Genomic DNA, 12,270 nt, shown 5'->3' with positions numbered 1-12,270 from the left:
TCATTCATTTACAATTTCCCTTCATTATATTCAAGATTCACTTTTATTGAATGCTCTCTCTTCACTCCAAAATAATTCGTGCCTATTACACCTAAAATGATTAGTATCGAACCCAATATATCATAGATCGTAAGCTTTTCATTTAGAATGAGAGCTCCTGCCGCAATCGTGACAACAGTGGAAAGATTGGCAAACACACTCATTTGCGACGCTTTTATTTTTGATAAAATCGTATTGGATAATAATGAAGTGACCAATGAAGCCAATATTCCCAAATACAAAATGGAACTGATGAATTCCATGCTCGACCATGGTGTAAAGAATTCCGCCATCGTACCTTGTTTTAAATGGGTAACGAGTGCAGCTGCATTAAAAATGACAAAGCCTGTTCCCATCATGAAAAAGGACATTTCACCTGGTGTATGGTTCCTGGCAAGTGAACGGGTCATCGTTGTATAACAAGCAGTTGCAATACAGGATAGCAGGATCAACACCATCCCAAGCATGTCGGAAAAATTGATGGTGCTCCCTTTCATCACAAAAATAAAAATGACCCCAACTACCGACAAGACAATCGAAAGTTTTTGATATAAAGATGTTTTCTCCTTAAGGAAGTATCCAGCTATCATCAATGTTAGAATCGGGGTGACGGCAGACAGAATTCCAGCATCGGTGGATTGCGAATACTTAAGTCCGAAAGTTTGAAAGGCAAAGAAAAGAGTAGGGAATAATAGAGAAAGCGGTACAAGACTTTTAATCGACTCCCAAGAATAGTTCACCTTAATTACTTTTACGGCGACGAGCAACAAAATTATGGCGAAAGAAACCGTGAACCGGAACGCCAAAGTATCAAGCGGATTCGATTCAGCAATCGCCATTTTCGTGAATAAGAAAGATAGGCCGACAATACTTGAATGAAATAGCGCTAACATGTATGCAAATGTTCGGGATTTCATGACTGCAACTCCTCAACTAGATTACTATATTCCTATTTAGGTATAGTACCCTTTGCATCTGCATTGCAACCCAAGTTAGAGGTAAAAAAACTGGTCTTTTTCTGGATATTTAACGAATTTGAGCCTATTACAATAATGTATGGTTGAATTGAATCTGAATGCATCTTATCGTAAGCAATATTAATCGACAATGACAGAGTTTTTTGGATAGGTTTCTTCTAATTCAATACGATTGTAGGCAATTGGTTCTTCAAAAGCGGTCTGGGCTTTCTGTTTTCTTTTCAAATACATACTGATGGCATAAACAACTGTGAAGTTTATCAATAAAGCAATTAAGCCAATATTAATATTCAAGAAATTCATCTGAGCCAGATGCATTCCTATGGCGAACAGATCCCCTGCAATGAGGCCCGCTGCAATACCTGCAGGTCTTATGGAGCGGAAAAAGAAAATCGATAATAATCCAGGCAAGAATTGCCCAAAACCATAATAGGCGGTGTTGATCAAGTTCAGCATCAAGCTTGGTGTCAGCAATGTTAACCCCATCGAACACAACAGGTAGAGAAGAACAATAAATTGGACCCATTTTCTTTGGGATTTTTCAGGAACATTACTTAGTAAATTCCTGGAAACTAAACCTCCAACCGCCAAGCTAGTTACGGCAAGTACTAAAATACCCGAGAGAGCTGCACCAGCAGCCACTAAACCAACTGCCCAAGGAGGAAGGATACTTGTTACTGTTGCCATGAAGGCATGGTTTGGATTGTCTAAATCAGGGATTGAAACAAGAGCAAAATATGAAGCTAGTATGAGAAAGGGATACATCAACATGTACAAGGGCATAAATCTTTGCGTGCGCTTAATCGTACCTTCTGACTTACTAGTGAATACGACAGCAACGATGATCGGCATGCAATAGAATGCTAATGCTTGAAAAAATATAGTGGTCATGCTGAAAACGACATCTTCCGATTTATCTATCGTAACCATCGCTCCATGTTGCTTAGCCAAATTGAATAGGTTTGACACTCCGTTAATTTCTTTTATAACCACTAACCCGGTGATTATGATCGCTAGAAGCATGATTATATCTTTAAGGATAGAAATGAATGCTGGAGCTTTCACACCAGAAATCGATATATAAATAAAGGCTAAACACCCTGAAACAATGACTGACAGTGTCGGCGATAAATTAAACCCCAAGGCGTTAAGCGCAACGACGAGTCCCTCAAATTGCAGCTGTCCCCAAGGAATCATAAAGAGCAATGCGGAAATTGCCACTACCAGTTCCAATCCTCTATGGGAATAATGCCCTTTGAAAATATCCGGCAGTGTCATTGCCCCGTATTTTTTCCCGGCTCTCCACATTAAAGGGCCCATATAATATCCAATGGGGTAAGCAAGAAGTATATAACCTAGAAACCAGATGCCATATCCAGGACCTTTGGCGTAAATTCCTCCTGGAAATCCAATCATTGTCCCTATACTATAAATTTCACCTACTGCGAGGAAGAATAGTAATATTCCACTGAATGATCGGCCCCCGACTAAATATTCCTCAACACCAACTTTCCCTTTACCACCCCGACTGTTCAATGCTATTCCAATTGATAAGAGTATAATAGATCCAAACACAATCGCCGCCATTATCCATTCCTCCTCATCTACCCCATCTTTTCATTTTTATATTGATGACGATCATAAATATGCCAAGATATACAAAGACAAAGGCTAGTCAGCGGAAACCATAAAAAAACCCAAAAATAAAGGATAGGTATTCCTAGTACACTGAAATCAAGTTTCGCAATAAAAGGGATGATACCAACAATGGCTATAAATGGAATGATCACACCTATGAATATACCAACTAATTTTCGGCGGGACATATTTCTCCACCTTTCCTTTTATAAGGTTATGATGCGTTCCTATCACATAATTTTCCAAGTTTAACAACTTTTTTCAATATATTAAACTCCAATCCTTCTGGTATACAACCTGGCCACTCACGATAGTGGCGAGAACTGGAATATCCTTAATTTCCAATGGATCGACCTTCAATGGATCTTCTGAAAGAATAACGAAGTCCGCTCTCTTTCCGATTTCGATACTTCCCGTATTCTTTTCGTCAAAATTAAGTTCCGCCCCCCATATCGTCATTGAGCGCAGTGCACTCTCAACGTCTATCCTTTGTTCAGGCCCTAATACTTCCCCTCCCATCGTAATGCGATTAACTGCAGCCCAAACTGAAAATAACGGTGAGATAGGTGTTACTGGACAATCGGTATGCACAGTAAATAGCAAGTTATTTAGAAGTGCGTCTCTTAAGGGGTTTATACTGTTGGCTCTTTCAGGCCCAAGAAACAGTTTTTTATGCCTGTCCCCCCAATAATAAACATGATTAATGAAAAATGAACCTGCTACGCCAAGCTTTTTCATTCGTTCTAAATCGGATTTAGTCACGGTTTGCAAATGTTCAATACGGTGGCGGTGATTGACGCGTGGATTTTTTTTCAGTGCAAATTCATAAGCATCTAATATGGAGCCAATGGCCCTATCCCCGTTTCCATGCGTTGTTATGCGAAACCCCCTTTTGTTTAAATCAAGAATTTCTTCATTAAATTCATTTTGTTCGTGTAATAAGTCTCCGGAAACACCAGGATTACAATGGTATGGCTGCCGCAATGCCGCTGTTAATCCTTGAATTGACCCATCTTGAAACAACTTAGCACTATCAAGACGAGCACGACCGCAGGACTTTTCAATAATTTCCAGATTAAGTTCATTAGCAGTATAATTTCCTAATTCATTTCCTTCCCGCAGGAGATTGTGCATGACCATCAAGCGCATTCGCAATGGATTTTTTCTTTCCGCGATTGCTTTAAGATGAGCTTCCAGTTCAACTATACCCATATTCAACCCTACACCGGCGTCAGTATTTGTAGTGATCCCTGTTTCTAAGTAATCCTTCGAGCCTTCGCTTAATAATGAAACCAATAAATCCAAAGACGGTGCCGGAATCTTCTTTTCAACCATATTCATGGCAGGCAGCTCATATAAAATACCATTCAGTTGTCCTGAACCATCCCGGCCTAGATGTCCACCAGGAGGGTCAAAAACAGTTTCATCCATTCCTGCCATTTTAAGGGCTGCAGAATTAACCACGCCGAAGTGTGCGGATACATGCCTGATGAAAACGGGATGATCAGGTACAACTGCATCCAATTCAGCACGGGTTGGGTGCCTTTTTTCTTTTAAAAGAGTATCATCATACCCAAAACCCAAAATCCAATTCTCTTTTTCAGTTTGTTTAGCCATGGAAAGAAGGCGGGCTTGTATATCTTCAATGTTTTGGTTAAGAGGCGAACTGCAATTTGCTTGTTTTCGGAACTGGGAGTACATCAATAAATGGTTGTGGGTGTCGATAAAGCCCGGAAGCAATGTTGCGCCTTTTAAATCGATAACTTGTGTCCGGCTGTTATATTCAATGGACGCGCGAGGTGGTTCCGCTTCAGTCCAGATTCCAATGATGATTCCATTACTTACTGCTACAGAACCTCCAATGCGACTTTTTTCATCCAATGTCAAAATGTTTGCGTTCGTTATCAAGAGATCCACCTGAAGCATAAAAATGCCTCCTTTAATGAGTTATTTAAAAAATAAAATAGTGATTAAGAAGTACTGACGTTTCCACACTATTAACATATTTACACGCAAAATTTTCTCTTGTCTCTTTCGAACAATAGTTTATTAACGTCATCGGAAATCAGTTGTATGTTTTACCAATCCTCTATACGTAATGACACTTCCGCTATTTATTTACCCCCTTCTATTAGATTGAAGTTGTTTTTATTGCCTTTATACCAACTCATCACAACGTCAGTACCACTTAATAGTGAATGATACACACAGCGTTTTAAAAAGTCAATAAGAAGTCAGAATATTCAGCTATTCTTTTCATCATACTTAAATGAAATTAATGGAAGAATCATTTTCATGCCTTAACGTCGATGTCCAGTTAATTTACTAACAACACTGTAAAGTATGATCATTTACCGTTTCATCTATGATAAAATTTCAACGAGGAAGCGAGGTATACATATATGTTAGTTACTATTGTAATTTTCGTTATGGCTGGGCTGGCGGAAATTGGCGGCGGTTACCTTATTTGGCTTTGGTTAAGAGAAGGTAAATCCATTTTTCTAGGTTTAGCCGGAGGTTTCGGGTTGGTGTTATATGGCATCATTGCGACACTTCAAACGTTCCCTACCTTTGGACGTGTATATGCTGCATATGGCGGGGTTTTCATTGTATTATCTGTTTTATGGGGATGGGGCATCGATAAGAAAACCCCTGATTTATATGATTGGATTGGAGCTATAATCTGTTTGGTCGGGGTTTCAGTCATTATATGGGGCCCTAGATAGTAAAAAAATCAAAGGGCCTTATGCCCTTTAATTTTTTTACCATCACCTCCATTTGTTGTTTTGACCGATTTTCATTTGAATATTTACATACAGTGATCCAGCTTGGGTGTACATCATATCAATTTCTTTTCCTGCCTGTTTGCCGTCAAATTGCTGAAGTTATCCTGTATGAACCAAATCGCCATCGCTGCAATGATGCATGGTAGGGCAAAAAAAATTGACTTGCAATGACAACCTCATATCCAGCAGGACCCCATAGAAAGCAGGAGCGAGTATTCCGCCAATTCTGCCGATACCCAATGCCCAGCCAACACCTGTAGACCGGATTTCATTCGGATAATACTGGGATACATATGCATTCGTTACGCAATCAGTATATACAGCATGAACATGCTTGGCTAGAAGCTCAGCATCGTGAGGGTAATGAATCCAATGAGCAAGAAAGTAGCCAGAATCTTCTTGGACCTATATCTGTCTACAAGCTTCCCTCCAACGATCGCCCCAAAAACTGCACCAAGGTTCAATACGACCAAGAATGTCAGGCTTGAACCTAATTCATATCCTGCTCCTCCCATGATTTTTGGCAGCACTGTACTTAAACCATACATTACGAACAAACACATGAAAAATGCAATCTAGAACATGAGGGTGCTCAAAGTCCTGCCATTTTTGAACAACCGCTTAACTGGAGACCCCTTCATTTCACTTTTGAGTTGCTCCTGAAGGACAAAATGATCCTTCATGGTGTATTTCCCGTCTGCCTTCACTTGATTAAGAACGCTCACCAATTTGCTTTTCTTGTTTTTTGTCATGAAAAAATTTATTGACTCAGGCAGCAATTTATATAGTATGGGCATCAAGATTAATGGGAGTGCACCAAGCCAAACCACTGCCCGCCAACAAAGTTCGGAATCAGGTACATCGCACCCAATGAAGCGATCAAGGATGGCAGAAACGTCCCAAGCATGAACATATCATACCCGTCACAGATGATGATAAAGATACAACATAATAAAATTTGTAAATGTTCTGCTTATCCTTTTGACATAGTCTTAGGGAAGTCTCTATTTTTTTGGCCGAGCTAACATTTAATGACATCTGATATTGTAGCAAAAAGATAGATTATACATATATAGAACAAAGTTCACTATATATTAATTTAGTTTTTAGAATATTGTCAATAATTAAAGTCAATTAGCCATTTTATTCAACAAAAAAACCCTCTTATCAAAGAGGATTTCAGACTGTAGACAAACTCGATTTTCATCGAGTTTGTCTATTTTTATGGCTTGTACAATTTGGACGTTGATTTCCACTCCAGGCACTCGCTTTCCGCGGGCGGTCGGGGAGCCTCCTCGGCTTTCGCCTGCGGGGTCTCCCCTAGACGCGCATTTCCCGCAGGAGTCTCGTACCTTCCGTTCCAATCAACTTTGTCTTACCTTTTAGATAGAACCTTTTGCCTGGAGTCATTTTTGTTTTAAAATAGAAGTATTAAAACTTGAGGTGATGAGGATGCTTTCTAAACATGATTCTATTCAGCGAGATCAACTTGAAATGATTACTTTAGATCAACTGGTGCCACCGAACCATTTGGTTCGCAAAATAGAGGCTGCCATTGACTTCACTTTCATTTATGACTTGGTGAAAGATATGTATTCAGAGAGAGGACGCCCAAGTATAGATCCCATTATTTTAGTTAAACTGACTTTCATTCAATATACCTTCGGTATTCGTTCCATGCGTAAAACGATTGAAGAAGTTGAAACCAATATGGCTTACCGTTGGTTCTTAGGCTATGGTTTCCATGATAAAGTACCTCCTACTCCACATTCGGGAAAAATTATGAGCGACGCTTTAAAGATACAGACCTGTTTGAACAGATTTTCTATCGCATTTTAATGACAGCTGCTAATAAAAAGTTAATAAGTGCTGAACACGTTTTCGTGGATTCCACACATGTGAAGGCCAGTGCGAATAAGCGGAAATTTGAAAAGAAAATCGTTCGTAAAGAAACACGAGCGTATCAAGGACGTCTTCAAGAAGAAATCAATCAAGATCGTGAAAACCATGGAAAAAAGCCTTTTCCACCAGATAAATTTGATAAAGAAGAGACCAAAGAGATTAAAGAAAGTACAACGGATTCTGAGAGTGGCTACTATGTGAAAGATGAACGAACAAAACAGTTTGCCTATTCATTCCGCGCGGCCGCAGACCGTAACGGTTTTGTATTGGGAACGATTGTAACACCTGGAAATATACATGACAGCCAGATCTTAGAGCCACTAGTTGAACAAGTGATTGAGAAAGTTGGAAAACCGGAAGCCGTTGCCGCAGATGCAGCTTATAAAACACCAGCGATTACAAGCTACCTATTTAACAAAGAAATCATACCGGCTTTACCTTATATACGTCCTCGCACTAAAGAAGGATTTTTCCGCAAACAGGACTATGTATACGATGAACATTTTGATTGTTACCTTTGCCCTTCGGGCGAGCTATTAAAGTACTCAACAACAAATAAAGAGGGCTATCGCGAGTATAAATCCCCCAAACACATCTGTGCAACATGCTCATTTTTATCACGGTGTACAGAAAGCAAAGACGGTCAAAAAGTGGTGACACGGCATATCTGGCAAACACATGTGGAAGAAGCAGACCATCTGCGTCATCATCAAGATGTAAAACCTATATATGCGAAGCGTAAAGAAACGATTGAGCGTGTATTCGCAGATGCAAAAGAAAAGCATGGTATGCGTTGGACTACTTTAAGGGGACTTAAAAAATTGTCGATGCAGGCGATGCTTACTTTCGCTGCCATTAATTTAAAGAAGATGGCCAATTGGATGTGGCGAGGTCCAAAAATGGCCTAACATAGTGGCTCGAAGAGCCCAATCTCTTAACTCTAGGCAAAAATTTAAAGGGAATTTCAAAAGGGGTTCAGAATTTTTTTATTCCGAACCCCTTTTGTCTACAAACTGAAACCCTCTTATCAAAGAGGGTTTTTTATTGAATATAAGGATTAAGATTCCAAGGCTTCTTTACGCTTTCTTTTCCTTGATTCAGTTATAAGATCATAACCGAGATAAAGGATGATGGCTCCGCCTAACAATTTAACATATAACGGAATGTCCGCTACAAAGAAATAAATCATAGAGAATAATGTCCCTATAATGCATAACCAAAAAATTACATGTTTTAAAATCTTCAAAGTATTGACTCCTCACAAAAGATGAGATTAATTTCTAGTTCGCTCCACTTCAAGGGAGAATTAATTATCCGTACCATCATTCTAACATGTATTTCTTATATTAAAAGTGACTCATAATGCGAAATTATGAACATTTAAGCAACTTTTCTCAAAAGTAGGTCACGCCAAACAATTCCTGGAATACCTTTAAGCTATTTCTTGTTATTTTGCCATTTCATTACAACAAAAAAAGGAAAAATAAAACAAATAGGCATGAAATGAAGCGAGGGTATCCCAGCACTGCATTTCATGCATGTAGTTCACAAGACGTTCATTTTATTGGATTCTTCGACCATTTCTTCAGTTGGTTCCAAATGATCATGTTTATAATAAGCTATTTTCACTGGAACGAATGATAAGGCAACCGCAGCAATGAGACCCGGAATGGCGAAGGCAATAAAATTCAATTGGATGGGCAGCGAGATGGATAATAAAAATCCGCCGAGTATAGGCCCAAGCATACCGCCTATCCTTCCGATACCAGATGCCACCCCTAGTGCAGTCGATCTAATATTTGGCGGATAGTACTGGGAAACATAGGCTTGTACAAGGTTTTGGGCACCAATGGTACAGGCTCCTGCAATCGCTACCAATGTGTAAATCACAAATGAGCTTCCCCCCATTCCCAATAGCGTCAAACTTACAGCACCAAGCGCATACATCGGCACAAGCATTTTCTTGGAACCATAACGATCACAAAGTTTAGCGATGATAAGCGTGCCTACGATTGCGCCGCCTTGAAGGACGATCAAGAAACCTAAGCTTGAATTCAGAGCATACCCTGCCTCGATCATTAGCTTCGGAAGCCATGTATTCAACCCATATACCATCAACAAGCACATGAAAAAGGCGATCCAGAACATTAAAGTACTAAGAGCACGGGAATCCTTAAACAATCCAACAATCGGCATATCGGCTTCTGTTTTTTTCACTTCCACAAGTTCGTCCTTGATATCGAATTTACTTTCCGGACTTACCTTGGATAATATTCTGATCAGTTCTTCCTTTTTGTTAATTCTGATCAGATGGGTCGAAGCCTCTGGTAAACGTTTCATCATGAAGGGTAAAAATACCAAGGGTATTCCGGCAAACCAGAATATTGATTCCCAACCAAGTGTCGGCATAACCAGGATGCCCAGTATCGGCGCAAGCATCCCTCCGAATGAGTAACCGCACAAAACGATTGAAACGACCATGCTCCTCATCGTTTTCGGTGCATAATCCGTCAATAAGGCAATGACGTTCGGCATGATGCCCCCAAGCCCTAATCCCGCCAGGAATCGGAAAGTCGAAAACATCGTAGGCGTATCCGCAAATCCACATAAAAGCGTAAATAAACTAAATAAAATAAGTGTAATCGCGATTACGTTTTTTCTGCCAATCCGATCTGCTAATGTACCAAAGAAGATGGCCCCGAACAACATTCCAAATAGACCGTAGCTGCCCATAGCCCCTGCTTCCACGGAAGAAAGGTTCCATTCCTCGGTCAATAAGGGGACAACTGTTCCATAAACGACAAGGTCATAGCCGTCAAAAAGGATAATGATAAAACACCATGCCAGCAATCCGAAATGAAAGCGGTTAAATTTACTGTTGCTAATTACCTCGGTCGTATTAATTTTAGCCATAAAATTTTTCTCCTCTCTAGGTGCTGCAGTAATTTCATCCGAATGATAGCGCTTACTAAATACTCCAAAAAATATTTGACTCCATTTTTTATACAAATAGTGAACTAAGTTATCTAATTGTTATTATAAATGCTAATTATCTGATATTTCAATAAAAACTTTCACATATTATTCATAATTCGTGAAAACTTCACATAACCAGGTTATTTACTTGGTATTTGCGATTTCTGATAACTTCCTTTTTCATCCGCCCTTCAACGTTCCAAACCGTAAAACACAAAAAAACCAGTCCCTTAACGGAACTGGTTTCTAATTATTAATGTAGTAAGCCGCCATTGCCGTATTCAAGTAAGAAAGTTTTAAACCACCACTCCTCAAAGTGGGTGTTTGCAGAAGCATTCCTGTTGTCCAAGTCAGTGACGAGGCATAACATTCCTGTTTCAATATAAAACTCCCTATTACAGCTTAAAGGTTAAAACTTAATTATCATTACGAACAACGCAGCTTGTATAGTTATAATACCGAAATATCTTCAAACTTGCAAGTTTAATCATTCCCATGCAACAAAAAATTTTATCCGAACTTTAAGCTGTGTAGCCATGCCCAATACGTCAAATGGCACTCTGAATTCACTATCCGTCCCCAGCTTTCATTGATATCTTTTTAAGGAATATCATACTTGGGGAAGTAAATACTTTAAGATAGAGTGTGCAAGATAAAATGGTGACGGAATTGAAAGTGTTTGCCTTGCGAAGATCATCGGATGTTTAACATTATAATTTATCCTAAATACCATTTGCAAATACATGGAAGGAGTCTATAATATTAACTAATAGATTTGATTGGAGTGACTGATTATGCTTTCAAACATTGGTTTTCCCGGTTTAATTTTAATCCTTCTTTTAGCTTTAATCGTTTTTGGACCGAACAAGCTGCCTCAAATTGGACGGGCAGTCGGCACCTCGCTTAGGGAATTTAAAGATGCAACCAAGGGAATAACAGAAGAAATACAAGAGGAATTCAAAGATGACGTACAAGCTGCAAAAAAAGAATCGTTAAAATGAAAAAGACGCCTGCACGCAGCAGGCGTCTTTGATGCGTTTGTGGCGCAGAACCGTCAGGCCACATCCCGACGTTTAGCTAAAAGCTTGTTCTTCGACTTACACAAATTAGCTCATCGCTTTATTAATATAACATTAAACTTATATTTTATCAAGTGATTTATTGAGCAGCCCGTTAACGGCACCCATCGGGAAGTGATTTTAATCCCTTTTATAGTTTGTTCATATTCTATAGACCGCTTTGGGGGTTTTTAAAATATTCTATCGAGTTGTTTATTAAAATATAAACGAGCCCATAAAGCTGTTCTGTAAAACCATTCAACTTCATTACAAGTTCATCGTCAATTGAGTCAATTGGTCCGAGGAAACGGCCACTTGATTGAACGCTTCATTAATTTCATCGAATATTTCATTCAGCTCTGTCATTTCCTTGGTGATCTTAATATTCTGCTCTTTTACAGAAAGCATGGCCTTTGCTATATCAGTAAAAAATATGCCCGTTTCTTTTCCTTGTTTCGTACCTTTAGTAATTTCCCCGCTAACCATGGAAATTGACGTGTTCATGACGTTGGTAAAATGAGCGATTCCATTAACCAATTTCACTACTTCAGATACCGAGTCCTTGGTATTTTCCGATAGCTTCCTTACCTCACCAGCCACAACCGCAAATCCTTTACCATTTTCACCAGCTCTTGCCGCTTCGATCGCTGCGTTCAACGCCAACAAATTCGTTTGCTCGGCAATTGAAGTGATGATCGTGACAATTCGTTCAATTTCCTTTGAAGTATTGGAAAGCTGCTCCATATCTTTTGAAATGCTCGTCATTTGCTCCTGCGTTTTCACCAATCTTTTCTCTAATCCCTGTAACAGTTCGACTCCCTCATTTGACTTCCCCTCTGCATGTATGGCAATCTCGGACCCCTTTTGAGTGAAATCATGAATTTCCCCTACCTT

11 protein-coding genes, 1 other RNA gene and 2 pseudogenes are annotated in these 12,270 nt (G+C 39.4%); 4 read left to right on the top strand and 10 right to left on the bottom strand.

Annotated elements, in window-relative coordinates; all coding sequences use genetic code 11:
• Positions 1-8 precede the first annotated feature (8 nt).
• The 4 genes from J7I90_RS02200 to J7I90_RS02185 all read right to left on the bottom strand — a co-directional run bounded on the left by J7I90_RS02200 (position 9) and on the right by J7I90_RS02185 (position 4,580).
• Positions 9-956, bottom strand: a complete 948-nt coding sequence (locus J7I90_RS02200; RefSeq protein WP_214768195.1) for a DMT family transporter — start codon at positions 954-956, stop codon at positions 9-11.
• A 180-nt stretch (positions 957-1,136) separates the two neighbouring features.
• The gene (locus tag J7I90_RS02195; RefSeq protein ID WP_214768194.1) at positions 1,137-2,603 is read right to left on the bottom strand and encodes a sodium:solute symporter family protein; all 1,467 of its coding nucleotides are present in this window, start codon (positions 2,601-2,603) and stop codon (positions 1,137-1,139) included.
• Positions 2,604-2,620: 17 nt separating this feature from the next.
• Complete coding sequence (locus J7I90_RS02190) at positions 2,621-2,842, bottom strand: DUF3311 domain-containing protein (RefSeq protein ID WP_214768193.1); 222 nt, start codon at positions 2,840-2,842, stop codon at positions 2,621-2,623.
• A 73-nt stretch (positions 2,843-2,915) separates the two neighbouring features.
• The gene (locus J7I90_RS02185; RefSeq protein WP_214768192.1) at positions 2,916-4,580 is read right to left on the bottom strand and encodes an amidohydrolase; all 1,665 of its coding nucleotides are present in this window, start codon (positions 4,578-4,580) and stop codon (positions 2,916-2,918) included.
• A 476-nt stretch (positions 4,581-5,056) separates the two neighbouring features.
• Between J7I90_RS02185 and J7I90_RS02180 the strand changes: the two genes are divergently transcribed.
• Entirely contained in the window at positions 5,057-5,380 is a 324-nt protein-coding gene (locus tag J7I90_RS02180) for a YnfA family protein (protein ID WP_214768191.1), read from the top strand.
• A gap of 398 nt (positions 5,381-5,778) precedes the next feature.
• Here the strand turns inward: J7I90_RS02180 and J7I90_RS02175 are convergent, their stop codons facing one another.
• Both J7I90_RS02175 and J7I90_RS02170 read right to left on the bottom strand, forming a co-directional pair.
• Positions 5,779-5,988, bottom strand: coding sequence for a hypothetical protein (locus J7I90_RS02175; RefSeq protein ID WP_214768190.1), 210 nt, complete (start codon positions 5,986-5,988; stop codon positions 5,779-5,781).
• 27 nt (positions 5,989-6,015) lie between these two features.
• On the bottom strand, positions 6,016-6,192 hold the full coding sequence (locus tag J7I90_RS02170) for a hypothetical protein (RefSeq protein WP_214768189.1): 177 nt from the start codon (positions 6,190-6,192) through the stop codon (positions 6,016-6,018).
• Between J7I90_RS02170 and J7I90_RS02165 the strand changes: the two genes are divergently transcribed.
• Both J7I90_RS02165 and J7I90_RS02160 read left to right on the top strand, forming a co-directional pair.
• Positions 6,191-6,349, top strand: a complete 159-nt coding sequence (locus J7I90_RS02165; RefSeq protein ID WP_214768188.1) for a hypothetical protein — start codon at positions 6,191-6,193, stop codon at positions 6,347-6,349. The two genes, J7I90_RS02170 and J7I90_RS02165, sit on opposite strands and share 2 nt — an antisense overlap.
• Before the next feature lie 543 nt (positions 6,350-6,892).
• Positions 6,893-8,250, top strand: a pseudogene (locus tag J7I90_RS02160) (IS1182 family transposase).
• Between the two features lie 149 nt (positions 8,251-8,399).
• On the opposite strand, the gene J7I90_RS02155 reads toward J7I90_RS02160, so the two are convergent.
• The 3 genes from J7I90_RS02155 to ssrS all read right to left on the bottom strand — a co-directional run bounded on the left by J7I90_RS02155 (position 8,400) and on the right by ssrS (position 10,765).
• Entirely contained in the window at positions 8,400-8,588 is a 189-nt protein-coding gene (locus tag J7I90_RS02155) for a hypothetical protein (protein WP_214768187.1), read from the bottom strand.
• 299 nt (positions 8,589-8,887) lie between these two features.
• Positions 8,888-10,255, bottom strand: a complete 1,368-nt coding sequence (locus J7I90_RS02150; protein WP_214768186.1) for an MFS transporter — start codon at positions 10,253-10,255, stop codon at positions 8,888-8,890.
• A gap of 322 nt (positions 10,256-10,577) precedes the next feature.
• A non-coding RNA gene (gene ssrS, locus J7I90_RS02145) (6S RNA) lies at positions 10,578-10,765 on the bottom strand.
• A gap of 347 nt (positions 10,766-11,112) precedes the next feature.
• Here ssrS and tatA point away from each other — a divergent pair.
• Positions 11,113-11,319, top strand: coding sequence for a twin-arginine translocase TatA/TatE family subunit (gene tatA, locus J7I90_RS02140; RefSeq protein ID WP_214768185.1), 207 nt, complete (start codon positions 11,113-11,115; stop codon positions 11,317-11,319).
• Between the two features lie 324 nt (positions 11,320-11,643).
• Here the strand turns inward: tatA and J7I90_RS28015 are convergent.
• Positions 11,644-12,111, bottom strand: a pseudogene (locus J7I90_RS28015) (methyl-accepting chemotaxis protein); the annotation flags it as partial.
• Between the last annotated feature and the right edge of the window lie 159 nt (positions 12,112-12,270).

Origin of the sequence: Bacillus sp. ISL-57, assembly GCF_018613135.1 — a bacterium.
Classification (GTDB): Bacteria; Bacillota; Bacilli; order Bacillales; family DSM-1321; genus Peribacillus; species Peribacillus frigoritolerans.
Note: the sequence above shows the minus strand (reverse complement) of the source record. Positions and strands in the feature narration are given on the sequence as shown.

Bases quoted from the DNA above. Each gene is read 5' to 3' on its own strand.
- J7I90_RS02200 (WP_214768195.1), bottom strand. From the start codon at position 956: ATGAAATCCCGAACATTTGCATACATGTTAGCGCTATTTCATTCAAGT.
- J7I90_RS02195 (WP_214768194.1), bottom strand. From the start codon at position 2,603: ATGGCGGCGATTGTGTTTGGATCTATTATACTCTTATCAATTGGAATA.
- J7I90_RS02190 (WP_214768193.1), bottom strand. From the start codon at position 2,842: ATGTCCCGCCGAAAATTAGTTGGTATATTCATAGGTGTGATCATTCCA.
- J7I90_RS02185 (WP_214768192.1), bottom strand. From the start codon at position 4,580: ATGCTTCAGGTGGATCTCTTGATAACGAACGCAAACATTTTGACATTG.
- J7I90_RS02180 (WP_214768191.1), top strand. From the start codon at position 5,057: ATGTTAGTTACTATTGTAATTTTCGTTATGGCTGGGCTGGCGGAAATT.
- J7I90_RS02175 (WP_214768190.1), bottom strand. From the start codon at position 5,988: ATGTATGGTTTAAGTACAGTGCTGCCAAAAATCATGGGAGGAGCAGGA.
- J7I90_RS02165 (WP_214768188.1), top strand. From the start codon at position 6,191: ATGAAAAAATTTATTGACTCAGGCAGCAATTTATATAGTATGGGCATC.
- J7I90_RS02170 (WP_214768189.1), bottom strand. From the start codon at position 6,192: ATGACAAAAAACAAGAAAAGCAAATTGGTGAGCGTTCTTAATCAAGTG.
- J7I90_RS02150 (WP_214768186.1), bottom strand. From the start codon at position 10,255: ATGGCTAAAATTAATACGACCGAGGTAATTAGCAACAGTAAATTTAAC.
- tatA (WP_214768185.1), top strand. From the start codon at position 11,113: ATGCTTTCAAACATTGGTTTTCCCGGTTTAATTTTAATCCTTCTTTTA.